The 24530-nt window shown below is 50.3% G+C and carries 21 protein-coding genes; 8 read left to right on the forward strand and 13 right to left on the reverse strand.

Going from position 1 to position 24530, the window contains the following annotated elements:
* Window positions 1-129: 129 nt before the first annotated feature.
* A complete protein-coding gene (gyrA, locus tag E8E00_RS08405; RefSeq protein WP_069588867.1) occupies window positions 130-2799 on the reverse strand; it encodes a DNA topoisomerase (ATP-hydrolyzing) subunit A in 2670 nt (889 codons plus the stop codon).
* A gap of 685 nt (window positions 2800-3484) precedes the next feature.
* On the opposite strand from gyrA, the gene ubiG reads away from it, so the two are divergent.
* The 5 genes from ubiG to yfaE all read left to right on the forward strand — a co-directional run bounded on the left by ubiG (window position 3485) and on the right by yfaE (window position 9030).
* Window positions 3485-4198: a bifunctional 2-polyprenyl-6-hydroxyphenol methylase/3-demethylubiquinol 3-O-methyltransferase UbiG gene (ubiG, locus tag E8E00_RS08410; RefSeq protein WP_096627829.1), complete on the forward strand. Its 714-nt coding sequence runs from the start codon at window positions 3485-3487 to the stop codon at window positions 4196-4198.
* Between the two features lie 16 nt (window positions 4199-4214).
* On the forward strand, window positions 4215-4874 hold the full coding sequence (gene gph, locus E8E00_RS08415) for a phosphoglycolate phosphatase (RefSeq protein ID WP_096627827.1): 660 nt from the start codon (window positions 4215-4217) through the stop codon (window positions 4872-4874).
* A 397-nt stretch (window positions 4875-5271) separates the two neighbouring features.
* Complete coding sequence (nrdA, locus tag E8E00_RS08420) at window positions 5272-7557, forward strand: class 1a ribonucleoside-diphosphate reductase subunit alpha (protein WP_096627825.1); 2286 nt, start codon at window positions 5272-5274, stop codon at window positions 7555-7557.
* A gap of 55 nt (window positions 7558-7612) precedes the next feature.
* Entirely contained in the window at window positions 7613-8746 is a 1134-nt protein-coding gene (gene nrdB / locus E8E00_RS08425; protein WP_096627823.1) for a class Ia ribonucleoside-diphosphate reductase subunit beta, read from the forward strand.
* Window positions 8743-9030 (forward strand): class I ribonucleotide reductase maintenance protein YfaE, encoded by a 288-nt coding sequence (gene yfaE / locus E8E00_RS08430; RefSeq protein WP_077480740.1) that lies wholly within the window; start codon window positions 8743-8745, stop codon window positions 9028-9030. Before nrdB ends, yfaE begins: the two co-directional genes overlap by 4 nt.
* Before the next feature lie 50 nt (window positions 9031-9080).
* On the opposite strand, the gene E8E00_RS08435 is transcribed toward yfaE, so the two are convergent.
* Entirely contained in the window at window positions 9081-10334 is a 1254-nt protein-coding gene (locus E8E00_RS08435) for a CinA family nicotinamide mononucleotide deamidase-related protein (protein WP_240531870.1), read from the reverse strand.
* Window positions 10335-10559: 225 nt separating this feature from the next.
* On the opposite strand from E8E00_RS08435, the gene tyrP reads away from it, so the two are divergent.
* A complete protein-coding gene (gene tyrP / locus E8E00_RS08440) occupies window positions 10560-11732 on the forward strand; it encodes a tyrosine transporter TyrP (protein ID WP_069588848.1) in 1173 nt (390 codons plus the stop codon).
* A gap of 86 nt (window positions 11733-11818) precedes the next feature.
* On the opposite strand, the gene E8E00_RS08445 is transcribed toward tyrP, so the two are convergent.
* The 3 genes from E8E00_RS08445 to cysB form a co-directional block, all read right to left on the reverse strand.
* Complete coding sequence (locus E8E00_RS08445) at window positions 11819-12544, reverse strand: sulfite exporter TauE/SafE family protein (RefSeq protein ID WP_069588846.1); 726 nt, start codon at window positions 12542-12544, stop codon at window positions 11819-11821.
* Between the two features lie 142 nt (window positions 12545-12686).
* Window positions 12687-13886, reverse strand: a complete 1200-nt coding sequence (locus tag E8E00_RS08450; protein ID WP_096627821.1) for a methyltransferase — start codon at window positions 13884-13886, stop codon at window positions 12687-12689.
* A gap of 88 nt (window positions 13887-13974) precedes the next feature.
* On the reverse strand, window positions 13975-14949 hold the full coding sequence (gene cysB / locus E8E00_RS08455) for an HTH-type transcriptional regulator CysB (RefSeq protein WP_096627819.1): 975 nt from the start codon (window positions 14947-14949) through the stop codon (window positions 13975-13977).
* A 387-nt stretch (window positions 14950-15336) separates the two neighbouring features.
* Between cysB and E8E00_RS08460 the strand changes: the two genes are divergently transcribed.
* On the forward strand, window positions 15337-16095 hold the full coding sequence (locus E8E00_RS08460; RefSeq protein WP_069588840.1) for a DNA repair protein: 759 nt from the start codon (window positions 15337-15339) through the stop codon (window positions 16093-16095).
* Window positions 16096-16173: 78 nt separating this feature from the next.
* On the opposite strand, the gene E8E00_RS08465 is transcribed toward E8E00_RS08460, so the two are convergent.
* The 3 genes from E8E00_RS08465 to E8E00_RS08475 all read right to left on the reverse strand — a co-directional run bounded on the left by E8E00_RS08465 (window position 16174) and on the right by E8E00_RS08475 (window position 17798).
* A complete protein-coding gene (locus E8E00_RS08465; RefSeq protein ID WP_096631347.1) occupies window positions 16174-16641 on the reverse strand; it encodes a low molecular weight protein-tyrosine-phosphatase in 468 nt (155 codons plus the stop codon).
* 76 nt (window positions 16642-16717) lie between these two features.
* Window positions 16718-17023 carry a Dabb family protein gene (locus tag E8E00_RS08470; protein ID WP_069588837.1) on the reverse strand — a complete coding sequence of 102 codons (306 nt, stop codon included), beginning with the start codon at window positions 17021-17023 and terminating at the stop codon, window positions 16718-16720.
* A gap of 10 nt (window positions 17024-17033) precedes the next feature.
* Window positions 17034-17798 carry a dienelactone hydrolase family protein gene (locus tag E8E00_RS08475; RefSeq protein WP_240531869.1) on the reverse strand — a complete coding sequence of 255 codons (765 nt, stop codon included), beginning with the start codon at window positions 17796-17798 and terminating at the stop codon, window positions 17034-17036.
* An 87-nt stretch (window positions 17799-17885) separates the two neighbouring features.
* Here E8E00_RS08475 and cobO point away from each other — a divergent pair, with 87 nt between their 5' ends.
* On the forward strand, window positions 17886-18476 hold the full coding sequence (gene cobO / locus E8E00_RS08480) for a cob(I)yrinic acid a,c-diamide adenosyltransferase (protein ID WP_096627814.1): 591 nt from the start codon (window positions 17886-17888) through the stop codon (window positions 18474-18476).
* A gap of 62 nt (window positions 18477-18538) precedes the next feature.
* Here the strand turns inward: cobO and E8E00_RS08485 are convergent, their stop codons facing one another.
* The 5 genes from E8E00_RS08485 to apbC form a co-directional block, all read right to left on the reverse strand.
* Window positions 18539-19597, reverse strand: a complete 1059-nt coding sequence (locus E8E00_RS08485; protein WP_096627812.1) for a metal-dependent hydrolase — start codon at window positions 19595-19597, stop codon at window positions 18539-18541.
* Between the two features lie 58 nt (window positions 19598-19655).
* A complete protein-coding gene (locus E8E00_RS08490) occupies window positions 19656-21800 on the reverse strand; it encodes an AsmA family protein (protein ID WP_168174027.1) in 2145 nt (714 codons plus the stop codon).
* Window positions 21801-21922: 122 nt separating this feature from the next.
* Window positions 21923-22510 (reverse strand): dCTP deaminase, encoded by a 588-nt coding sequence (gene dcd, locus E8E00_RS08495; RefSeq protein WP_069588830.1) that lies wholly within the window; start codon window positions 22508-22510, stop codon window positions 21923-21925.
* 83 nt (window positions 22511-22593) lie between these two features.
* A complete protein-coding gene (udk, locus tag E8E00_RS08500; RefSeq protein ID WP_069588827.1) occupies window positions 22594-23238 on the reverse strand; it encodes a uridine kinase in 645 nt (214 codons plus the stop codon).
* Window positions 23239-23382: 144 nt separating this feature from the next.
* Window positions 23383-24486: an iron-sulfur cluster carrier protein ApbC gene (apbC, locus tag E8E00_RS08505; protein ID WP_096627807.1), complete on the reverse strand. Its 1104-nt coding sequence runs from the start codon at window positions 24484-24486 to the stop codon at window positions 23383-23385.
* Window positions 24487-24530: the final 44 nt, after the last annotated feature.

The following is a 24530-nucleotide window of genomic DNA, read 5'->3' on the forward strand; positions in this document are numbered from 1 at the left end:
ACGAAGATACATCGTTGAAAGGCGTAGCTATTGATTTAACACGTTTGCATGGGCTTTGGAAATATAGCGCGTAAAAAAGGGCGCAGATCACTGCACCCTTTTATCGTTTTATGATTGCAACACGAAGACTTAAGCGTCTTGATCGCTATCCGTCTCACTCGGTGTGTCATCATTGTCCTCAGAGCTGCTCTCAGAGGCTGGTGCGTCACTGGTTGCATTGGCATTTGCCGCCGCTTCGTTAGCCAGTGCTTCCATTTCCTCTTCATCCGGCTCTTCGATACGCTGAAGACCAACCACTTTTTCATCATCACTGACGCGGATCAGTCGTACGCCTTGGGTATTACGGCCCACTTGGCTGACTTCTTCCGCGCGGGTACGTACCAGGGTACCGGCATTGGTGATTAACATCAGTTCATCACCGGTGCATACCTGGATGGCACCGACAACGTCACCATTACGCTCAGAGACTTTAATCGAGACCACACCCTTGGTCGCACGGCTCTTCGTTGGATATTCTTCCAGCGCCGTACGTTTACCAAAGCCGTTCTCTGTCACCGTCAGGATGTCACCATCCGACTGCGGCACAATCAGGGAAACAACTTGGTCTTTCTCTGCGAGCTGAATCCCGCGGACACCTGCCGCGGTACGGCCCATTGCCCGTACTGTCTCGTTAGACGCCACAAAGCGCACCACTTTACCGAATTGCGAGAACAGCATGACTTCGCTGTTATCATCAGTCAGCTGCGCGCCAATGAGGCTATCACCCTCACGCAGGTTCACGGCAATAATGCCCGCGCTGCGTGGACGGCTAAAGTCAGTCAGCGGGGTTTTCTTCACGGTGCCGTGCGCAGTGGCCATGAAGACGTATTTGTCTTCTGCATATTCACGAACCGGCAGAATAGTGGTTATCCGCTCATCGTCTTCCAATGGCAGCAAGTTGACGATCGGTTTACCGCGTGCGTTACGCGACGCATGTGGCAGTTGATACACTTTCAACCAGTACATGCGGCCACGTGTTGAGAAGCACAAGATAGTGTCGTGCGTATTTGCTACCAACAGACGCTCAATGAAGTCTTCATCTTTCATGCGCGTGGCTGATTTACCTTTACCACCGCGACGCTGCGCTTCATAGTCACTCAAGGCTTGATATTTCACATATCCCTCGTGTGACCATGTCACGATGACATCTTCTTCGTTGATCAGATCTTCGATATCAATGTCAGCGCTTGCCGCCGTGATCTCAGTCAGGCGCTTATCGCCATAACTATCACGAATCGCCTCAAGCTCTTCGCGGATCACTTCCATCAAACGCTCGGTGCTGGCCAAGATATGCATTAATTCAGCAATTTGTTCCAGCAGCGATTTGTATTCATCAAGGATCTTGTCGTGCTCGAGCCCAGTCAGCTTATGCAGACGCAAATCCAGAATCGCTTGCGCTTGTTGCTCAGTCAGATAGTAGGAACCGTCATCACGTGCACCAAACTCAGGCGCTAACCACTCAGGGCGTGCAGAATCAACACCCGCCGCTTCCAACATGGCAGACACGCCACCTAAGCTCCAGCCTTGTGCTTGTAGCTCTTGTTTGGCAACTGCTGGGGTCGGCGCTCGGCGAATAAGCTCGATCACTTCATCGATGTTAGCCAGCGCAACCGCTAGACCTTCAAGGATGTGTGCACGCTCACGCGCTTTGCGTAATTCATACACGGTACGACGCGTGACCACTTCACGGCGGTGATTGACAAAACACTCCAACATCCCTTTGAGGTTGAAGAGTTTTGGCTGGTTGTTATCCAGCGCCACCATGTTGATACCAAACGACGTTTGCAACTGAGTCTGGGCATACAGGTTGTTGAGAACGACTTCTGCCACCGCGTCGCGGCGACATTCGATCACAATCCGCATCCCGTCTTTATCTGACTCGTCACGCAGCGCTGAAATGCCTTCAATTTTCTTATCTTTGACAAGCTCAGCAATCTTTTCAATCAGGCGCGCTTTGTTAACTTGATACGGGATCTCATTGACAACAATGGTTTCTTTACCATGTTTATCCGCTTCGATCTCCGCCTTCGCACGTAGATAGATTTTGCCGCGACCGGTCTTATAAGCATCTTCGATGCCTTTACGGCCGTTGATCATCGCCGCGGTCGGGAAATCAGGACCCGGAATGTGCTCCATCAGCTCATCGATGGTGATATCTTCGTTATCGATATACGCCAGACAGCCGTTGATCACTTCGGTGATATTATGAGGTGGGATGTTGGTTGCCATCCCCACCGCGATACCAGAGGCGCCATTCACTAACAAGTTAGGCACGCGCGTCGGTAAAACATCAGGGATTTGCTCCGTACCGTCATAGTTAGGTACGTAGTCCACTGTTTCTTTATCTAGATCCGCGAGGAGCTCATGGGCAATTTTTGCCATGCGCACTTCGGTGTAACGCATCGCCGCGGCCGAGTCACCATCAATGGAGCCAAAGTTACCTTGGCCATCCACCAACATATAACGCAGTGAGAAAGGCTGCGCCATACGAACAATAGTGTCGTAAACCGCGCTATCACCGTGTGGGTGGTATTTACCGATTACGTCACCGACCACACGGGCCGATTTTTTATATGGCTTGTTCCAGTCGTTGCCAAGTACATTCATCGCGAATAAAACGCGGCGGTGTACTGGCTTTAGGCCATCACGCACGTCAGGAAGAGCTCGGCCAACAATGACAGACATTGCATAGTCGAGATACGAGCTTTTCAGCTCCTCTTCGATATTGACTGGCGTGATCTCTTTAGCAAGATCGCTCATGGAGCCAACATCCCTCAAATAATGTTTGCGTATTCAAATACGTGACCACGGAGGATAACACAAAGCCACTCGCTAGACACGTGAATATGGCTAAGATGTATCATAGATCTCGTTAGAAAAGCCTCTCAACGCGTCTATGCGGGTAAAAACCCATCACTTCCGTGTCTGGCTATCAAGAATTAAAAATAAAAGCCCAGAAACGTCCTCAGCGCTTATTTACTATTTCTATTTACCGTATAGCAGCGTCATCTTCACCCTTTATCGCTTCCTGTTTGCTGTCATTTCAGCCATCTTGGCCCATACTTAAATCGTGAGAACGCGTGACATACGACGCGTAGAAAGGATTGTTGTCGACACGTTCGACTAAGGAGTAAGCAGCATGCTGACTCGTATCGTGAATGCTATCGGAATGTGCTTGATTGCCGGTAAATACATGTTAGCGTGCATCATTGCTGTCAGTGCAATGATGACTGCAACCTTGTAACCACTATCACGCGGCCGGGCTGGCGAGCCGCGTTTATCGCTCACCGACACTTGGCGGGACCACTAAACTCGCTTATCCTGCAGCGCCCTTTTGCGTGCCCAATACCACCAATTACACTTCCTTTGTTCCACGCGTTCCCGAGCTGCAACGACACAGCATTTGGGTATATAATGCAGCAAAACCAATAAGGAAGCTGTATTTATGAGCCACGTAGCTAACGTTGACCCGGCAGAAATTCAAAAGTTTGAAGACATGGCATCACGCTGGTGGGATTTGGAAGGTGAGTTTAAACCCCTCCACCAAATCAACCCGCTACGCTTGCAGTACGTGATAGAAAAAGCCGGCGGCCTGTTTGGTAAAAAGGTGTTAGACGTTGGCTGCGGCGGAGGCATTCTTGCCGAAAGTATGGCTCGCGAAGGCGCCGAGGTCACGGGACTAGATATGGGCAAAGAGCCACTGACCGTTGCACGCTTGCATGCGCTTGAATCCGGTATTGACGTACAATACATTCAGTCGACCGCTGAAGAACACGCTGACAGCTACGCCGGCCAGTACGATGTGGTGACCTGCATGGAGATGCTAGAACACGTGCCAGAACCTGCCTCAGTGATCCAAGCGTGTGCGAACATGGTCAAACCTGGCGGTCATGTTTTCTTTTCGACGCTGAACCGCAATACCAAGTCGTGGCTATTTGCCATCGTGGGCGCTGAGCACCTGCTCAAACTGGTACCGAAAGGCACTCACGACCATCATAAGTTTATTCGTCCCTCTGAACTGATGGCGATGATCGATACCACTGCCCTCCAAGCGCGTGGTATGACCGGCTTACACTACAACCCATTAACCGGCATCTATAAGTTATCCAACGCCAATGTCGACGTGAATTATTTGCTCCACACTGTCAACCCCGCTTAAAGAGTTGAGGCATTGTATGACCACCCCCGCAACGGTTTTGTTTGATCTCGATGGCACGCTGCTAGATACCGCACCGGATATGGGCATGGCGGCGAACCGCGTGCTCGCAGAGTACAACTTACCACCTCTTAGCCAAGAGCAAATCTACCGCCATACCAGTCATGGGGCGCGCGGCTTACTGACCGCAGGGTTTGGTGATAAAGCCAAAGAGCAAGATCCCATCGCCTTGCGGGCCCGTTTTCTGCATCATTACGGCCAAGCGATTTGTGCGGGGACGACTTTGTACGAAGGTATCGAAGCGCTCCTCGACCTGTTAGAGCATCAGGCCATCCCGTGGGGCATTGTCACCAATAAACCTGAAGGGCTCACCCATCAGCTGTTAACCTTTTTTCCACGCCTGCAGCAGGCACAGGTTATTGTCGGGGCTGACACTTACGCGCACGCCAAGCCTCACCCATTGCCGCTTCTCGAGGCAGCGAAAACGCTTAATTGTGCACCAGAGCACTGCTTCTATGTCGGAGATATTGAAAATGACATGTTAGCCGCGCGTGCGGCCAATATGGGTGCCGCGGTCGCCGCGTGGGGATACACAGGTGGTGATGATGTAATCAGTAAATGGGAAGCAGATCATATTTTCGCCACCCCACACCATCTCAGTGCCTTTATTGGATCCTAATCACACCCCACAAACCGTGGGGTTTGTTGCCTTTTCAATCAGTTAAATCGGATCACTGTTCGAGCCCAAGATCAATCAAAATAAATTTTTTTTCTTGGCCTTTTTACTGTTTCAACGATTGAAATTCTCGCTAATCTTGGCGCACTTGGAACGCTAGGTTGGTGATTACTAACTTGCGTTATAACATCCCCAAGATATCCACACCTCATCAGCGTGTCGCTCTCTTGCAATATCGCGGTTATATCACTATCTTGTAACGCATCGACAAGCCGACCCCTATATATAGTGTATGAGCGACGCAACGTCCGCATAGAGGCCGACCAAAAAATCATCAGGCATTTTATAAAATCTTGCGAAAATAGCAGTTTGGCAAGGAAATATTGGGAAAGCACACAAAATGAACCAAGAAATAACCGTACTTAAGCGTGATGGACGCAAAGAAAATTTAAACCTCGATAAAATCCATCGCGTTGTTACTTGGGCTGCAGAAGGCCTCACCAACGTCTCCGTTTCTCTCGTCGAGATGCGCTCTCACATCCAGTTTTACGATGGCATGCGTACTGAAGACATTCATGAGACGATCATCAAAGCTGCAGCGGACCTGATTTCGGAAGAAAGCCCAGATTATCAATACCTTGCTGCTCGCCTCGCGGTGTTCCACCTGCGTAAAAAAGCGTACGGACAGTTCGAGCCGCCCACGCTCGTGAAGCATGTGAAAAATATGGTTGAGAAGGGTAAATATGATGCCCACATTCTCGAAGACTACAGCGAAGACGAGCTCGACACCCTAGACAGCTATATCGACCACTGGCGCGATATGAACTTCTCATACGCAGCCGTTAAACAGCTGGAAGGCAAGTACTTGGTTCAAAACCGTGTGACCGGTGAAATCTACGAGAGCGCCCAGTTCCTGTATATGATGGTTGCTGCGTGCTTGTTCGCTGCCTATCCAAAAGAAACGCGCCTTGATTATATCCGTCGTTTCTATGATGCGGTTTCTCAGTTCAAGATCTCATTGCCTACGCCAATTATGTCTGGGGTACGCACACCAACGCGCCAGTTTAGCTCGTGTGTACTGATCGAGTGCGACGATAGCCTAGACTCGATCAACGCGACCTCTAGCGCCATTGTTCGCTACGTATCTCAGCGCGCGGGGATTGGTATCAATGCCGGCCGTATCCGCGCGTTAGGTAGCCCAATTCGTGGAGGTGAAGCTTTCCATACGGGTTGTATTCCATTTTATAAATATTTCCAAACTGCTGTTAAATGCTGTTCGCAAGGCGGTGTGCGCGGTGGTGCAGCCACCTTGTTCTACCCTATTTGGCACCGTGAAGTTGAATCCCTGCTGGTATTGAAAAATAACCGTGGTGTGGAAGAAAACCGTGTTCGTCACATGGATTACGGCGTGCAAATCAACAAACTGATGTACACCCGCCTATTAAAAGGTGGCAACATCTCCTTGTTCTCGCCGTCTGATGTACCAGGACTGTATGATGCTTTCTTCGAGGACCAAGAGAAGTTTGAGCGCCTGTACACCCAGTATGAAGCGGATGCCTCTATTCAGCGTGAAACGGTCAAAGCTGTCGATCTTTTCTCTTTGATGATGCAAGAGCGCGCGTCAACCGGTCGTATCTATATCCAAAACGTGGATCACTGTAATACGCACAGCCCATTCGATGCGTCTGTGGCACCAATTCGCCAGTCTAACCTGTGTTTGGAAATTGCACTGCCGACCAAGCCACTCAACAATGTTGAAGACGAAAACGGTGAAATTGCGCTGTGTACCCTCTCTGCATTTAACTTGGGTGCGCTGGAGTCACTGGACGAGCTTAGCGAGTTGGCCGATCTGACCATCCGTGCGCTGGATGCCCTGCTTGATTACCAAGACTACCCGCTACCGGCAGCACGCAAAGCGACCATGAACCGCCGTACCTTGGGTGTCGGTGTGATCAACTTTGCTTACTACCTAGCGAAACATGGTGTACGTTATTCCGATGGCAGCGCAAACGGTCTGACTCACCGTACCTTTGAAGCGATTCAGTATCACTTGCTTCGCGCCTCTGTTGAACTTGCAAAAGAAAAAGGCGCATGCCCTGCGTTTAACGAGACCACCTATTCGCAAGGTATTCTGCCAATTGATACCTACAAGAAAGATCTGGATGGTATCTGTGACGAGCCTCTGCACTTAGATTGGGAGACACTACGTAAAGACATTCAAACGCATGGCTTACGTAACTCAACATTGACCGCCTTGATGCCATCAGAGACGTCATCACAAATCTCAAATGCCACCAATGGCATTGAGCCACCTCGTGGTTACGTATCGGTAAAAGCATCGAAGGACGGTATCCTCAAGCAGGTCGTGCCGGAATTCCATAAATACAAGAATAACTACGAGCTGCTCTGGAACATTGGTAGTAATGATGGCTACTTACAGTTAGTCGGTATCATGCAAAAATTCGTCGATCAGGCGATTTCCGCCAACACCAATTATGATCCGAGCCGTCATCAAAGTGGTAAAGTTCCAATGAACCAACTACTCAAAGACCTGCTCACCGCTTATAAACTCGGGGTTAAAACCCTGTACTATCACAACACCCGTGATGGTGCGAGCGATGGTCAATCGGATCTGAGTACTGCGCAAGCAGACGATGATTGTGCCGGCGGTGCATGTAAGATCTAACAAATTGGGGTAAGGGCCTGCCCTGCGGGCCCTTTTCTAGAGGTTAATAGGATTCATGACTTACAGTACGTTTTCTAAAGTCAACAACGACCCATTGAAAGAGCCAATGTTCTTTGGCCAATCGGTCAACGTGGCGCGTTACGACCAACAAAAATATGAAATTTTTGAAAAGCTGATCGAAAAACAGCTTTCTTTCTTTTGGCGCCCAGAAGAAGTTGACGTGTCAAGTGACCGCATTGATTACAACAAGTTACCCGAGCATGAAAAGCATATTTTCATCAGTAATTTGAAGTATCAAACGCTGCTCGATTCTATCCAAGGCCGTAGCCCGAATGTCGCCTTGCTTCCTCTGGTATCAATTCCTGAGCTAGAAACTTGGATTGAGACGTGGAGTTTCTCAGAAACCATTCACTCACGCTCATACACCCACATTATCCGTAATATCGTTGCCGATCCGGCGATTGTATTTGATGATATTGTGATGAATGAGCACATCCAGAAGCGCGCCAACGACATTGCGCAGTATTATGACGACCTCATTCAAACTACTAACTACTATCACCAGTTAGGGGAAGGCACTCATACTATTAATGGCAAAACCATCAGCTTAAGCCTGCGTGCGTTAAAACGTAAGCTGTACCTGTGCCTGATGTCAGTGAATGCACTCGAAGCGATTCGTTTCTACGTCAGCTTTGCTTGTTCATTCGCCTTTGCGGAGCGTGAACTGATGGAAGGCAACGCCAAAATCATCAAATTTATTGCCCGTGATGAGGCGCTTCACCTTACAGGCACCCAGCACATGCTGAATATTCTGCGTAGCGGGCAGGACGATCCAGAAATGGCTGAGATTGCCAAAGAGTGCGAGCAAGAGTGTTTTAATCTCTTCAAAGACGCCGCTGAGCAAGAGAAAGACTGGGCAGAATACCTGTTCCGTGATGGCTCTATGATTGGCTTGAATAAAGACATTCTTTGCCAGTACGTCGAATACATCACCAACTTGCGTATGTCGGCAGTCGGCCTTGCCCCTGCGTACGATAACGCCACCCAAAACCCGATTCCGTGGATCAATGCGTGGCTATCTTCCGACAATGTGCAGGTTGCACCGCAAGAAGCCGAAATTAGCTCATACCTCGTGGGTCAAATCGATAACGAAGTGAGCGTTGAAGACTTTGGTGACTTCGAGCTATGACCCGAATCACGATTGAAGTGAACGGTATCAAGGTGGGTGGCAACACCCACCAAAGTTTGCTTGAACAACTTGAGCAAGCCGGTATTCAACCCGAATATCAATGCCGCAATGGCATGTGCGGTGCGTGCCGTTGTCAATTGCAACAAGGTTCGGTCAAACAAGAAGATGCGATGGCATTTGTTCGTCCCGGCGAAATTCTTACTTGCCAAAGTGCGCCACAGACCGATGTGTCAATTGAATTTGAATACCAGCCCGCAGCGAAAGCAAAAGTCGTTAATGAGTAGTGAGCCTACGCCCACTACTCCTCTCACCTTAGCGCCCAACAAGCATCGATTTAAGCAATCGTCTCAGCATCAATAAAAATGTCATCATGGCGCGCTAATGATGCGTAATCGGCAATCACCGGCTGCCCATGAAGATAACGCCTTAACATGTCCAGCAATACCGTCGCCATATAACAGCGCGCGTTGTCATGGGAGAAATGGCGTTTAAAGCTTAGTCGCTGTCCCCACTCTCCCTCGGGGGTGGAAATCGCCACGCAAATTTGTCCATGAAGCTCAGGACCACATGCTAAACCAATTTGATGCTGGCCTTGTGCAATGGCCGCGCTGGCCATTGCTAATGAGGCAGCGAGCGGGTTGGCAACGGCTTGTTCGGGCACATGCGCATTTGACATGACCCAGCCTTGCTCGACCAAGTGTGCAGCTTGACCGTTTAACGTGCTAGCTAACCATCCGCCCGTAAATTGCTCCACCACCTTTAATACCGCACCTTGACGATTGAGATCGGCGGCCAGCGCTTGCACCATCGCTTGGTTACAACTGACAACATGATCGCCAAGGCATGATTGCACCGCATCAATGAGCTGCACTTTATCGGGATGGTCGTCAGCCATGAAGAGTTTCACTTCAATAAACGGCAGACTCGAGCGATAACCCAGCGTCACATCGTCAGGCAACGAAACAGATGCCATGGCATCGCTGATCCCCGATTCGGACAAGCCAAATGTGAACAAACGGTAACAAGAACGCGCACTGGGTGCATAGTTGTGGCTTAATTCAGGCAGAATCTGCTGCTCTACCATGCAGAAAAATTCTGAAGGCACCCCGGGTGTAAAATAGAAGTGACAGCCATTTAAGTGGCAATAAAAGCCACAGGCAGTGCCATTGGGATTATCGATGAGGCGAGCGCCCTCAGGGAGCATGGCTTGTTTTAGGTTGCTTTGCGCCATAGGACGGCCATGACGCTCGTAGCGCTGCTTTAATTCATCCAGCCAGGTTTCATTGAGTGTCAGCTCTACGCCCATCGCCGACGCCATCGCTGCCGTGGTTAAATCATCGGTGGTTGGCCCTAACCCACCATTCACAATCACCACATCCTCGGTTTGAGATAGCCGAACAAGCTCAACCGCCATCTCATCGAGCTCATCCCCGACGGTGACCCGCCGAGACATCGCAAATCCATTTTCGTACAGCATGCGGGACAGCCAAGCCGCATTGGTATCTGTGATATCGCCAAGCAAAACTTCTTCACCGGTCGACAGCATCGCGATACGTGGCATGGGTGTTTTATGTTGTTGATTGTCCACCTAGCCGCTCCTTTTGATTAGTATCCTAGAGCATTGATTATGACATCACACGCCATTACGCACTAGCCCAAGCCAATCGTACACTTTATTTTACGGTGCCGTATCTGTATCATTACACTCATCAGTTTTTTAATCTGCATAAGCAGTGCACAATACGCATAAATTCACGTTATCTTTTGTGCGAACACAACAATTAACTTTTTATTTACACTGGTTAAACATTATATGAACAAGGTACTAGGAAGTTCGCTAATCATTGCAGGTACGACCATTGGCGCAGGCATGCTCGCGTTGCCGCTTGCCTCTGCAGGAATAGGGTTTGGCGCATCGATGGCGCTGATGGGAGTGATGTGGGCCTTAATGACCTACACCGCATTGTTGATGCTAGAAGTGCACCAATACGCCGACGCTGACGCCACCCTACACAGTCTCGCAAAACAATTTTTAGGGGATAAAGGCAAATGGCTGGCATCGTTCGCGATGCTGTTTCTTTTCTACTCGCTTTGCGCTGCTTACATTGCGGGCGGTGGTAGCCAGTTGAATGAGAAACTTGCACAGTGGTCCTCGATTCAACTCCCACCCGCAGCGGGCGCGGTGCTGTTTACCTTGGTGTTTGGATTGGTGGTGACACTAGGAACCAGCAAGGTAGATTTAATCAATCGTGGGCTATTCACGCTAAAAGTGGTGTTCTTGATCTTGGCTCTAACACTACTCACTCCCCATGTATCAAGCATTAATTTGGTCGAAATGCCGGTGGAGAAAGGCTTGATGGTTGCCGCACTCCCGGTCATTTTCACCTCGTTTGGCTTCCATGGCAGCATCCCTTCGATTGTACGTTATGTGGGGATTGATTTGCCCTCTTTGCGCAAGGTGATGATTATTGGTTCAACCTTACCCCTCGCCTTGTACATTTTTTGGCAGGTCGCGAGCTTGGGGAGCGTGGCGCAGTCAATCTTGCTACAAAACGGTGAGTTGTCACAATTTGTGAAAGTCATTCAGGCAGTGGTGCAACAAGACTATATTGCCTCTAGCATTTCGCTGTTCGCAGACTTGGCACTCGCCACGTCATTCTTAGGCGTGAGTTTAGGGTTGTTTGACTTTATTTCAGACAGCTTTAAGCGTCAGGACACAGTCGGCGGTCGACTGCAAACAGCAGCAATCACTTACTTACCACCGCTTGTTTTTGCGCTGTTCTATCCACAAGGCTTTATCACTGCCCTTGGCTATGCTGCCATCGCACTGGTTATTCTTGCAGTCGTGTTGCCGGTGCTAATGGTACGTAAGGCTCGCCAGACCGTCTCTACCGACAACCATTATCAGGTCATTGGCGGTAATTTAGGCCTGAGTTTGGCGATGGTCGGCGGTATCGCTGTGGTGGTTGCGCAATTTATGGCGTAAACCTCCCGCTCACCGCACACTATCAAAACGCCCAGCTTTGGCTGGGCGTTGCTTATGGGCAATGACACGCCTATCGCTATGTGCCTCTACCCACCTAAAAGCCCTCTGACCAAGGTACTCACCCCTGCTAACGTACACAGTACCAACATAGCGCGCCGAACCAGTACAGGCTTCACCTTCGGCGCGACACGGTAGGCTAACCACGTTGCGAGTAAAACCGCGGGCACCGCGAATGCGGCTTGCTGAACATGCCACCAACTAAGATAGTCCGTCGCGCCCAGCGCAATCAAAGACAAGATACAGCTAATCACAAAGTAGCCGGCCAAGCAGGCACGCATCTTATTCACTTCCGCATGCTGTAATACCAGTGCCATCGGCGGCCCACCGATGCTGGTTGTGGTGCCCATGACCCCCGATGTAAACCCAGCAATAAAGAAGTTGAGGCGATTCGGTGCAATGTTGAGGCGTGCCATACTGGCAAACACTGCCAGTAAGACCGCCGTGCCAATGATGATTTCTAGCATTTGTGTCGTTACCACCAACATAATGGCGCCTGCTAGCATGGTGCCAGGCACACGCCCCAAGTACGCCCAGCTTAAATCACGAAAGGACAATTGGTGGCGATACTGCCACGCATTGATACTGGCGAGGGTCAGCCCCACCATTGAAATCGTGGTAGGGACCAATTTCGGATCAATCATAAGCAGCAGCGGCGCAGCGACAATCGCCATGCCAAAACCAATTAAACTTTGCACAAAACAGCCCAAGCCTAGGATCACGGCCACGGCAAATGACACGCTTAAATCTGCCATAGTAAAGCTTCTTTATATTAAGTTATTTGCGCGAAATTCTAGCGGCTAAGCGCACGCGATACTATCACTCATTAACAGATTGATTACTCAGGCGTGTCAATTCTACGTAACACGTAAGCAACGTGCTGGCGAAGCGCTTCCCTTAGCGACGCGTGGCATGAATAAGCAGGTTGCGTGGCGTTAAGCTCGGCGCACAAAACTGGACGAGATCGACGTGATAGTTATGTTGCTCAAGATACAGCACCCGATCGAGCGCTAGCCAAAGCTCTAAGGCCCGGCGGAACGCAGACTTCACGACATTGATTTGTTCCAAAATCACAAATCGCGCCTCTCCCCGAGCCAAATACGGCGAAAAGTCGGTATCGCTAGATACGGGTAAGCCTTTTTGCGCCGCGCCCCAATGACAAAACGCTTCAAAGCCATCATTCAGTTGCGACTTTTGAATCGCCGGCAGCGGTAAATACTGGTCAGACTGAAAAGCGTCACGCTGCCACTCATCAAACCCTAACCGGTACGTGACTTCTTGATAGCGCTGACGACGGACACGCTCACCACCGGTGGCCGCTTCTTGAACTGCGATTTTAAGATCGGTTTTGCTCAGGACCAACCCTGCTTGCTGCCCTGCATCTGACAGAGGTTGATCCGTCTTATCCGTGATCAATTGATAACAACACGGTGATATGCTGATCGCGTTAAGATCGGTCGCAACCGCTTGGCGCAATAGGTGCACATGCAGATCGCCACAAGCATGCAGCGCCAAGGCATGATCGCAGCGATGAATCACGGGTAATGCCGCATCACTAAAGGCATCTAGGTGATGAAACTGCATCGGCAACTGGTGCTGTTCAGCATAGGCTTGGCCTTGTTCACAAAGCGCCTGCTGCCACTCTAAACTGTCCACCCGCGCGGGTGTACTTGCCGCCACAGCCCGACCTAAATATCCTTTCCCCGCACACCACTCTAGATATCGTTGCGTTGATGGTTGTGTGGGGACGGCGCTCAAGTAAGCGTGAATTTGCGCCCACTTCCGCCCGGGGACACCCACGCCAAGCCGCTCATCCATAGCCACTGCTGCCATCTTAGCCTCTGGGACATCCGTTATGCGTGGAATCGCGGCCAACGCTGGCCACCAGTTCGCCAGTTGCTCTGCCACTTGATTCGGCGCCGCCTTCCATTGAGCGGCCTGTGAAATGTCGAGCGTTGAAAGCCATTCACACAGTTCAGGACACGATGACCAAGGCAGACGCGCATGTGCCATCGGCATGGGTCGCCATAACCACTGATACTCCACCAGCAATTCGGTCAGTTGCTTAAATTGAACAAGATATAACGAGTTAGGCATCGGGCTGGCACCTTGATTGCTCGACAAATAGCGGCGTCACTGGGATCAAAAAGGGCTGCCGAAGCAGCCCTAATGGCAATCTATTATTTTATCGAATTGGCAGTGGAATGTCCTTAAACATTGCCTCAATTTCGTCGTTAGAGCGTAGTGCAACAGCTTGGTCAACAACGTTGCGCGTCAAATGAGGCGCGAAACGTTCGATAAAGTCGTACATATAGCTTCGTAAGAAGGTTCCTTTACGAAAGCCAATCTTGGTGGTGCTGGCGCCAAAGATATGGCTCGCATCAATCGCTATCAAATCGGTATCTGTATGACTGTCCATCGCCATACTGGCAATCACCCCGACTCCGAGCCCCAATTTCACGTAAGTTTTTATCACATCGGCATCGGTCGCGGTGAAGACAATTTTGGGGGTGAGATGGGCGCGATGAAAGGCTTCATCTAGCTCTGAGCGACCAGTAAAGCCAAACACATAGGTCACCAGTGAATAGGCCGCTAAATCTTCGATGGTGATCTGCTTTTTCTGCGCCAGTGGGTGATCTGGGGTAACGATAATTGAGCGATTCCAGTGGTAACAAGGTAGCATCACCAGATCTTCATAGAGGTGAAAGGCTTCCGTTGCAATCGCAAAGTCCGACGTCCCTTTAGCGACCGAGTCTGAGATTTGCGTGGGTGTGCCTTGATGCATATGCAACGACACTTTCGGGAAACGCGCAGTGAAGGTTTTGATCACCTCAGGCAGTGCATAGCGCGCTTGGGTGTGCGTGGTTGAAATGTTCAGGTTCCCCATCTCTGGGTGGGTGTGCTCGCTTGCCACCGCCTTAATGCTCTCAACCCGTGAGAGAATATCTTGCGAAATAGAGACAATCGCCTCACCTGCTGGTGTCACTTTGGTTAAGTGCTTACCGCTCCGCTCAAAAATCTGCACGCCCAGCTCATCTTCTAACAACCTGACTTGTTTACTGATCCCTGGCTGAGAGGTATATAAACTCTCTGCCGTCGCAGACACATTCAAGTTATGATTGACGACTTCAACGATGTATCTAAGCTGTTGTAGTTTCATAGTGCAGACGCATGAGCCTCGTAATAAAAGTGACCGCCTTGGGATTTCTCTTCTTCATTTATATACCCAAATTCGATTATTTAATAGGCTTTGGTTATATAAACGTTAGTGATTGCACATTCACTAATCGATCCTGTGCCTATGGTGTGAGAAGGATGGAATATTCCTGCGAGGAAAACCCAGAATCAAGCAATTAGAGTCGCGAATTCCACCAACATGGGCCACACTCAAACAAACTGACGCGAGATCGAACGTAAGTGAGGTTGAAACTCAGGTTAGAGACGGATCACTGAACCGTGTTAACACCTGTATTCATGCTATCTCTGACCTTAGAGATCGTGTATCTTAATCAGTTGAGTTTATTACAAGGAACATCGACGCTGAATTATGAATATTGCCTTGATAGCTGGCCTTTGTGTCATATTGCTCGGCCTGATTGTCGGCTACAACATTTTGGCTCAACAGCGCAAACAGATTGAATCGCATAAGCGTCAAGAAATGGCCAAACACATTGCGGTAATCGACGCTACCGAAGAGCTAATTGGTAACGCTCACAACCTGCCTTATAGCGGGACTTTGCTGGTTTGCTTGAACAAGAAGATCCTTGATTCACTTAAAGCGATGCATGAGATCGATAACTCAGATAAATCTATTCCGCAGCGTATCAGCGCCACGCAAGCGCAAATTGACCAAATTAAACAGAGTTTCTCGAACAAAGAATCGACATCATTTCGTGTCCCAGATAGCGACCGCCAAGCCATTTCCATGCTGAAACTGGTAAAGCGCCTTCGCTCAGTGATTAAAGCAGAGCACTCAAAAGGCCGTTTACAAACCCAAGCCTTTGTGGCTGAAAATGCGCGCCTTGAGCAGATGCAGCTCAAAATCAATATTGAGAACGTGGTGAAGCGTGCTAACGAAGCGAAGCGCAAAGGCCAGTTAGGAACGGCACAACAATTGTTGAAGAAAGCGATCGATGTATTGAGTACCAAAAACGACAATTACTCGGCGCAAATGAAAGAACGCCTTCAGCAAATGCACACTGAAGTGACACAAACACTCAACACTGGTCACGAAAAGAGCAAGTCCGATCAAGAGCAAGAGAAAAGCGAACTCGACGAACTCTTCGCACCAAAGAAAAAATGGTGATGGGCTCAAAGCGAACAATAGACTCAAAAAAGGCGCTTATCGCGCCTTTTTTATTGGCTTAACGCCGACATCTCCGGCTTAAGCGCTAAATCGCATTTTGATATGGTCAAGCACCCCATCCGACGCTTCTTCCAGCAAATCCAAGACTTTTTCAAACCCCTGCGCGCCACCGTAGTAGGGATCGGGGATTTCCTGTTCTTCTCCCTCACTCCAACTTAAAAACAAAGAGAGCTTAGATTGATGCGCGTCCGGACACATCATTTGTAAGTCGGATAAGTTGCTCTGATCCGCCGCCAATATCATATCGTGTTTTGCAAAATCATCGGGCTGGATCTGTCGAGCACGAATACCTGCGAAGGAATACCCTCTCGCTTCTCCCGCTTTTTGACTACGTGGGTCGGGCGGATTACCTTGGTGGTATCCCGCCGTCCCTGCCGAGTCGATACGAACCGCCAGTCCTCTAGCCTCAGCACGTGCTCTTAGCACGGCTTCAGCTGTCGGTGAGCGACAGATATTGCCTAAACATACCACCAACACACTGGGTATTGTTGCCGCTTCCTTCATTCACTATTACTCCTTTTGCCTGCGAGCTCACAGTGTATCAGGCCGTCTATTTGCGCGACTAGCTTAGTGCCACCGTATAATCAATCACAATTAAATCCTCAATCACGGGACGAAACACTTCCTTTAACGCTTCGTGTGCAGGATGGGGCAAGTAGGTTTGTCGCGCCGTCTCATCACGAAAGGTCATTAAAATCACATGGCTGTAACCTTGGTTTTTCCCCTCTGGGCTATTGTTTTCGCCCCACTCCACAGACTCTACACCTTCAATGGTTGAGGGCATCGCCTCGAACGCATCACGGACAGCCTGAATCTGCGCATCGCGTGCATTGGGCACAAACCGTACTACCAGTACATGACGTATCATTTTAAATTCCTTATTGATTTGCCAAATCGACGCTCAATTGTTCGGAAAGGAACTGATTGAATGCTTGCCAAGACTGTTTGTCGGCTTGTTCGCGATAACGCTCCGAACCAAAGACAGTAAAGGCATGAGGCGCCCCAGCATACACTTGCGACCAGTAATCAAGGTTGGCAGCTTCGAGTTCATTAATCAGCTGCGCAAATTCACTCATGGGAACAGCTTTATCCGCACCACCGTGAGCAATAAAAAGTGGTGCAATATCTTGTGAATACGCCTGTCCACTTGGGGTTTCCAAGCCACCGTGAAAACTGGCATAACCACTGACTGGCATCTGCTGCGGATTGCGTGCCAGTTCGAGTGTCACTGTCCCACCAAAGCAATATCCTGCCACCACAGGCGCCTCAATCCCTTGCGACTTTGCCGCTTCCATGCCCGCTTGAATTAAGGTTTGCATCCGTGCTCTATCTTTATAAAGCGCGCCTGTCGCCGCCCGCTTCGCCTCTAGCGTTTGAGGCCGGTTCCCTTTACCGAACATATCAAGCGCAAAAACACGATACCCCATTCCCGCCAACATGTCCGCTCGTTGCTGCTCATACTCAGTCAGCCCATCCCAGTCATGGATGATCACCACACTGCCCTTTTCAACCGAGCTAGGAGTCGCTAAATACCCGGAAAACATCTCATTGTCCCATTGATAATCGATCTGCTCTCCCGCCAATACCGGAAGTGAGAAAAGACATGTTACTGCCGCTAGACGTCGCATTGTTTGTTTCATCATTTCATCCTTGGTTGGTCTATGTATGGGTGGTGTTCAGTGCATGGTCTCTTTACTATAGACACAGGTTCATCGTTTATTGGAAATCAAATGTCTGAACAGGGTCATAAAAAACGCCAACAAAAGCTCAAAGAGATGGTTGATGCCCGCGTAGAAGCGGCTCAGCAAGAAAAAGGATTACTGCTGATAATGACGGGGAATGGAAAAGGCAAATCAACCTCTGCCTTTGGTACAGTAGCACGAGCAACGGGCCACGGGCTCAAATGCGGGGTGGCGCAGTTTATAAAGGGAATGTGGGCATGTGGCGAGCGCGATCTGCTATCGCAGCATGGCGTTGACTTTCACGTGATGGGCACCGGATTTACATGGGATACCCAAGACAAAACCGCGGATACGGAAGCCGCGCAGCAAATCTGGCAACACTGCCAAGCCATGCTAGCTGATCCAAACTACGACTTGGTCGTTCTTGATGAGATCACCTATATGATCACCTACGGTTATATTGAACTAGATAGCGTGGTCGCCGCATTACAGGCAAGGCCCGCCGACCAATCAGTGATTATCACCGGCCGAGGTGCCCACCGCCAGTTGGTAGATATGGCCGATACGGTCTCAGAAGTCCGTAACGTGAAGCATGCGTTTGATGCTGGGATCAAAGCGCGCCAAGGTATCGACTGGTAGTTCTGGTTTAACCATAAAAAATGGGCGAATACGCCCATTTTTAGTGATGCTGCTGCCCAACCTCAGGAGGCTGAACGGACCTTTGCCTGTTGTTCCTCATTCGGGTAGCAATCTTTTTGATTACACAACAAAGCATCAATCGACTGGTCGCCGAGTAAGCGCCGCCAGAGGGCAGGGATAGTGCGTGGCAAGACCGGCCCTGGCTCTAGCTGACGCGGGGGAACAGGACGCCATTCTCCTTGGTCACTTTGCTCGGCAAGCAAAAACTGGAACGGCCGATAGTTCGCCATACCTAATCGCAAGTCTGTGACAACTTGCTGCCCCCCACGATTTTCATAGCGTAAAAAGTCTCGTGCAAAAAAGCGCAAGGCGGTCAATGATTCTGACTCCGCCAGTGGCCATCCTTGCTGCTCAAACGCCATCCAATCGATCTCTGGTGTTTTATCCAATCGCGAGGCAAGCCCTTCCCAATAGGTCTGCTCCCCTCTTACCACAATACGCCAAAGCACCGTATTAAAGGGCGTAGGGGTAATAAACATAGGCTTTCCTGCCAGCTCAGTACCTTGGGTTTGTTGCGCCACGCGCGCTTTTATTTGCTCAAGCTGATACACAGAGCTTAATAAATAAAGACTCGAGGCGATCAGTCCAATCACGCAGAGCCTTGCTGCGTTGGCTCTCCAAACTAGCGCCGCAAGCACACCGATCAGCAGTGGCAGCGTATACAAGGGGTCGATGATAAAGATACTAGCGACCGCAACAGGCGGCTTATCCAGCGGCCAAAAGAGTTGCGTGCCATACGCCGTCATAGAATCAAGCAATGGATGGGTAACCAACACACTGACCACCAGCACCATCAGCTGCCATAAAGGCCATGTTTTATCACTCAAGCGCCACCAGAGTGCCGCTATCGCGACACCCAAGGGTGGTAACACAAACAGTGAATGGCTAAAGCCCCGGTGGTTTACGGTATTCGCAACCGGATCGCCATAATCAATGACGACGTCGAGATCTGGTAAGGTTCCTAGCAGTGCCCCCGCCAAGAGCACCTTGGGGCTACAGCGTCGGCCTGCGACCATACCCGCGACAGCCGCGCCCAAGGCAGCTTGTGTTACAGAATCCATATCCGATATCTGTCCTTTATCCTGTTTGTATTAGATAGCTTGGTGCCGCATAAAGCGATCATTGAAACAGGTTGAGTAGCTTGTCAGCCGCCTCTTTCACTTTCTCGTCATCGGCTTTATCCCCGAGCAATTTTTTAATGCCGCGTTGCGCTTCTTTACGCGCTTTCTCTTCCAGCACTTTATTGCTACTCAGTAGCTTTTTAATGTCGAGTTTATAGCTAGGCGCCTGCCATGTTCCCGCAACATCAACGGGAATGGTCACATCCCGCAGTTCATCGATGTCTTTGCCGCCTTGGCCTTTGCTGGTCTCGACCACAGAGGTATACACCGCAAAATCGAGCGTCTCTTTCAATAAATCTGTCTGCCCTTCACTGCGTACGCGCAACGCAGGTGCTTCCAGCAATAAATCGTTGGTCCGCGCCACCCCATTTCCAAGCACAAAGCTTGCGGTCAGCGCACTGAAGTCTGTTTTACGAACCTCGTCAACATATTCCGACTTCTCACCTTTGAGCGTTGCCTTGGCTTCACGCAGCATCTGCGCCAAATTGATCCCATTGATTGCACCGTCTTCAAAGAAGATCGCAACACGGCCATTGATGGCTTCACGCAATGCATAAGGAGATAGCCCCTTACCTTGTACATTGACGTCAACGTTTCCTTTGCCTGCCAATAGATCAACTTCGGCAGCGCCTTGAAGCAGCGGCAGCACCTCGATACCTCGCGCGCGCTTGCTGACCTCGTACCGTGCCGGCGTGACTGACGCATCCAATACCGCACTTGCCGATACCGTACCTTGATAGGCCTCTGTCACAAAGCGCGATAAGGTGACTTTACCCCGGTTAATGACCACTTCGGCTTCAGTTTGACCGAGTTCGACATTAGCGACTTTGAGTCCTTGAAGGGCAAGGGTTCCCGCTACATCCAATTGTTGTAGCGCGGATAGATCAGGCTCTTCTCGACTCAATGCTAGCGTGGTTTGCGCTTGTGGGGCAGCCGATGATGAAGGCGCCGAAGCGGCATTGCCTTTATCTTGTTGGGGCGCCTCTGTCGTGGTGGGCAGTAATGCATCCACATCAATGCGGTTGGTGTTCAGCGCAAAACGAACTTGGGGAATATCAGTGAGCTTGACGGCCACTTTGCCATCCACGATCACTTGGTCGGTGTTTAAACGACCAACAAGATCCGTCACCGTGACAGCATTCGCGTCCATATCATAATCAATATCCGCTGACAGCTGCTGCGTAATTGACTGGTTAGGCACCGCCTCACCCGAGACCGTAGTCAACATATCCAGCCCTTGAATCGCAAACTGCTTCAAAGACGACGCAACCGTGACTTGCGCTTTACCCGACGTTTCCACGTCCATATCTGCGGTCTTTAACTTGGCGTTAAACCCAAGCGCTGAAGCTTCACCCAGCGCAAAGCTTTCTAAGGTAAGATTTGCTTCGCGCAGTGTCACGTCTCCCGATTGCGCAGATAATGCCATCGCAAACTGACGTAACTGACTTTGCATGGGATCCGTCATCAGTTTCACATCACCTTGGCCTTGCAGGGAAAAGGTTTCTGCATTTTGGCTTCCCACCAGCGAAACGCTTACCGGCGTCCACACCGCCGGTGCCAAATTGCCAATCTCTACATTCACCTCATCAAGACGCGTCTGTGTACTCGCTTGATCATCTTTGAGCAGCACACTGGCATTACTGACACGCAACCCTTGTAGCGTTATATCCCAGCCAGCAGCCTGTGTTTCGGCTGGTGATGCTGAGTTGCTCGGTGTCACAGGTGTGCTTTCCGTGGTGGTTTCAGACTCGGCTTGCTGTGGAGTAAGGTTAGTTTCACCATTGGCAAGCGTTTGGACAAAAATACGCGGGTCTTGCAGTAAGATTTCACCCACATGGAGCTGCTGAGACAGTAAAGGCAACACATCAATAGACATTTGCGCGCGAGACAGCGCGAGCAAGTTTGGCTCATCAAACCCGGGGCGGTTTTTCACTGCCACATCCGCCACTGAGAAGCCCAAGCTCGGCCAAAACTGCCAATCGATATCACCATCAATGACCAAATCAAAGCCAGTTTGCTGCTTCACTTGCTCAACTAACATCGGCTTAAATTGATTCGGGTTAATGGTGGCGACAACGGCGGCCAGACCGCCGATAAGGATGACCAGTAACCCAGCCACTATCGCCGCAATTTTCTTTACCATCACTGTATGCTCCTTGTTCGCGTGGCGAAAATAACGCGTTATATTTGATAGCGTTATCGACCACAGTTCGACAATCTGGTTCCATTTCATCAAAAAATGCGCCCGTAGGCGCATTTTGATAGTTAAGCCTTATCTTGGCTAATTCGCGAGGCGACCGCCCCTTGTTGGTTCTTATATTTGGCGTTATCACGCTTATTGTAGGGTTGCTCTGCCGGCCCTGACATGGGCTCAAAACTAAGCGCGCCAATGGGCATGCCTGGGCGCAGTGCAAGCGGCAAGCGGCCATTATTATAAAACTCTAACACAATGCGGCCCGACCAACCTGGATCGATACGATGCGCGGTCACATGCACCATCAGTCCCAAACGCGCCAATGATGAACGGCCATCAAGCCAGCCAACAATATCATCGGGTAACGTCACGGATTCATGAGTGACTGCCAGAGCCAGCTGCCCGGGGTGCAAATAAAATGCCTCTCCTTCAGCAACCTCGATTTCATCACTCATCACCTTTTCGAGTTGCGCATTGACCTCTTCTTTTGGGCCAGACAAGTCGATATAGGGGGCGCCATGATCATTAAAGACACGAAATTGGTTACCTAGAGTCACATCAGCCGTGACACCTGAAATCGATGCATCAGCCGGACGCGGATCAATTTTGATGCGGCCATCATCGAGGTGCTCTTTGATATGCCTGTCGCACAGTCGCATCGGGGTTCCTCACTGTAGATGGTTTTAGAACACGGCATCACGCAAGGTCGCATGTGCCGCTATTCGCTAGATTATCGGTTGGTTTACGCTTTTAGCAAACGGGCAATATGCGCTTTTAGCACATCAATGGCAATCCGGTTTTTACCCCCGCGAGGCACAATGATGTCTGCATATTGTTTTGACGGCTCAATAAACTGCATAAACATAGGGCGGACCGTCTTTTGATATTGCTCCATGACAGAATCCATGGTGCGGCCACGCTCGGCAACATCACGTTTCATGCGGCGTAGCAAACAGATATCAAGTGGGGTGTCCATAAAGACGCTAGCGTGGATCAAATTGCGAAGACGAGGATCGGTGAGCAGCAGAATACCTTCGAGGATAATGACTTTTTTCGGGGTCATCGTCGTGGTTTCCGCCATTCGGGTGTGCTCAGAATAACTATAAACCGGCACATCAACCGACTGACCGGCGACCAATGCTTCCAAATGCTCACACAACAGATCGTGATCCAGTGCCTGTGGGTGGTCATAATTCGTTTTTACGCGCTCTTCCATGCTGAGGTGGCTTTGATCGCGGTAGTATCTATCTTCCGTGATCACGCCGATTTGATGATCGCCGACTTTTTCCTTTAATTCCTTATAAATGGTGCTGGCGATAAGGCTTTTACCGGATGCAGAGGCGCCTGCGATGCCGATAATAACGCAGTGGTGGTTGTTATCACTCATAATATGAATACCCAGAGGAAACTTGGCGGAATCAACATAAACCGCCTGATTATAGGGAGTTGAGCCGGCTGGCGCCAGTGAAAATCTTGCTTGATCGCCACATCAGCCGGCATTCGCGTCTCAACAGCGGTCCGTGCTCAACCTCTAGGACAAGGTTTGTACAGCTATCTGTTCAGGTCGCGTTTCACCTTGCCAATACAGTTTACTCGCCACCGTGCTCGCCATATCACGATACGCATGGGTGTGCTCGCTCTCAGGACGTGCCACCACACTTGGCTTTCCGCTATCAATGTCTTCACGAATGGATACATGCAATGGCACCTGCGCCAACACTGGCGTGCCTTGCTGTTTCGCCATTTTTTCCGCGCCGCCCGTGCCGAAAATTGCCTCATGATGCCCACAGTGAGAACAAATGTGATAACTCATGTTTTCAACCACCCCTAACACAGGGACCGAGACTTTCTCAAACATCGCCACGCCTTTTATCGCATCGGCGAGTGCAAGGTCTTGCGGCGTCGTCACGACCACCGCGCCGTTTACCGGAAACTGTTGCGCCAAGCTTAATTGAATGTCGCCCGTCCCCGGTGGCATATCTACCACCAAATAATCCACGTCAGGCCAGCGGGTTTCATTGATTAATTGAGCGAACGCTTTCGACGCCATCGGACCACGCCAGACTGTCGCGTTGTCGGCCGGGACAAGATAACCAATCGAATTCGAGACAATGCCATAGCGCGACACAGGCTCCATCAGTTTGCCATCGTGGGTTTGCGGTTCGCTATGCTGTGCACCGAGCATGAGAGGCACAGATGGTCCATAGATATCTGCATCCAACAGCCCCACACTTGCCCCTTCCGCGTGCAAGGCGAGCGCTAGGTTCACCGCTGTGGTGGACTTACCAACGCCCCCTTTTGCCGAACTGACCACAATCAGGTTTTTCACCCCTTTTACCGGCGCTTTGTCACCGGCTTTCAGCGGAGCGACGCGCTGGGTCAATGAAAACTGGCTTGCGTTTTCCGGTACCTGTACGGCGAGCCAGTCAGAGAGCGCTTGGATGATCGACCCCGCGGCAAAAGGAAACACCACCTCAATACTGTTTTCATGACCCTTGACCCAATGCGGCTGGCTGGCCCATTGGTCGATCAATCCCGGATGAGAGAATTGATTGAGTAACGTCACCGCTGCGTCTTGGCTCATCACTGATGCCGCTTTTTTCGTTGATTTGTTCTTTTTGCCGCCAAAAAACATGCTTCACCGTCCAATTTATTCATTATTTGGGTCCGCGTCCCTAA

The sequence above is a fragment of the Salinivibrio sp. YCSC6 genome, assembly GCF_004916735.1.
In the GTDB taxonomy this organism is placed as follows: domain Bacteria; phylum Pseudomonadota; class Gammaproteobacteria; order Enterobacterales; family Vibrionaceae; genus Salinivibrio; species Salinivibrio proteolyticus.

What these genes read in the sequence shown, in the direction of transcription:
- cysB (WP_096627819.1), bottom strand. Translation starts at nt 14,949, where the DNA reads ATGAAACTACAACAGCTTAGATACATCGTTGAAGTCGTCAATCATAAC.
- yfaE (WP_077480740.1), top strand. Translation starts at nt 8,743, where the DNA reads ATGACCCGAATCACGATTGAAGTGAACGGTATCAAGGTGGGTGGCAAC.
- E8E00_RS08460 (WP_069588840.1), top strand. Translation starts at nt 15,337, where the DNA reads ATGAATATTGCCTTGATAGCTGGCCTTTGTGTCATATTGCTCGGCCTG.
- E8E00_RS08470 (WP_069588837.1), bottom strand. Translation starts at nt 17,023, where the DNA reads ATGATACGTCATGTACTGGTAGTACGGTTTGTGCCCAATGCACGCGAT.
- ubiG (WP_096627829.1), top strand. Translation starts at nt 3,485, where the DNA reads ATGAGCCACGTAGCTAACGTTGACCCGGCAGAAATTCAAAAGTTTGAA.
- E8E00_RS08490 (WP_168174027.1), bottom strand. Translation starts at nt 21,800, where the DNA reads ATGGTAAAGAAAATTGCGGCGATAGTGGCTGGGTTACTGGTCATCCTT.
- nrdB (WP_096627823.1), top strand. Translation starts at nt 7,613, where the DNA reads ATGACTTACAGTACGTTTTCTAAAGTCAACAACGACCCATTGAAAGAG.
- E8E00_RS08445 (WP_069588846.1), bottom strand. Translation starts at nt 12,544, where the DNA reads ATGGCAGATTTAAGCGTGTCATTTGCCGTGGCCGTGATCCTAGGCTTG.
- udk (WP_069588827.1), bottom strand. Translation starts at nt 23,238, where the DNA reads ATGAGTGATAACAACCACCACTGCGTTATTATCGGCATCGCAGGCGCC.
- E8E00_RS08450 (WP_096627821.1), bottom strand. Translation starts at nt 13,886, where the DNA reads ATGCCTAACTCGTTATATCTTGTTCAATTTAAGCAACTGACCGAATTG.
- gyrA (WP_069588867.1), bottom strand. Translation starts at nt 2,799, where the DNA reads ATGAGCGATCTTGCTAAAGAGATCACGCCAGTCAATATCGAAGAGGAG.
- gph (WP_096627827.1), top strand. Translation starts at nt 4,215, where the DNA reads ATGACCACCCCCGCAACGGTTTTGTTTGATCTCGATGGCACGCTGCTA.
- E8E00_RS08485 (WP_096627812.1), bottom strand. Translation starts at nt 19,597, where the DNA reads ATGGATTCTGTAACACAAGCTGCCTTGGGCGCGGCTGTCGCGGGTATG.
- dcd (WP_069588830.1), bottom strand. Translation starts at nt 22,510, where the DNA reads ATGCGACTGTGCGACAGGCATATCAAAGAGCACCTCGATGATGGCCGC.
- apbC (WP_096627807.1), bottom strand. Translation starts at nt 24,486, where the DNA reads ATGTTTTTTGGCGGCAAAAAGAACAAATCAACGAAAAAAGCGGCATCA.
- tyrP (WP_069588848.1), top strand. Translation starts at nt 10,560, where the DNA reads ATGAACAAGGTACTAGGAAGTTCGCTAATCATTGCAGGTACGACCATT.
- E8E00_RS08475 (WP_240531869.1), bottom strand. Translation starts at nt 17,798, where the DNA reads ATGATGAAACAAACAATGCGACGTCTAGCGGCAGTAACATGTCTTTTC.
- cobO (WP_096627814.1), top strand. Translation starts at nt 17,886, where the DNA reads ATGTCTGAACAGGGTCATAAAAAACGCCAACAAAAGCTCAAAGAGATG.
- nrdA (WP_096627825.1), top strand. Translation starts at nt 5,272, where the DNA reads ATGAACCAAGAAATAACCGTACTTAAGCGTGATGGACGCAAAGAAAAT.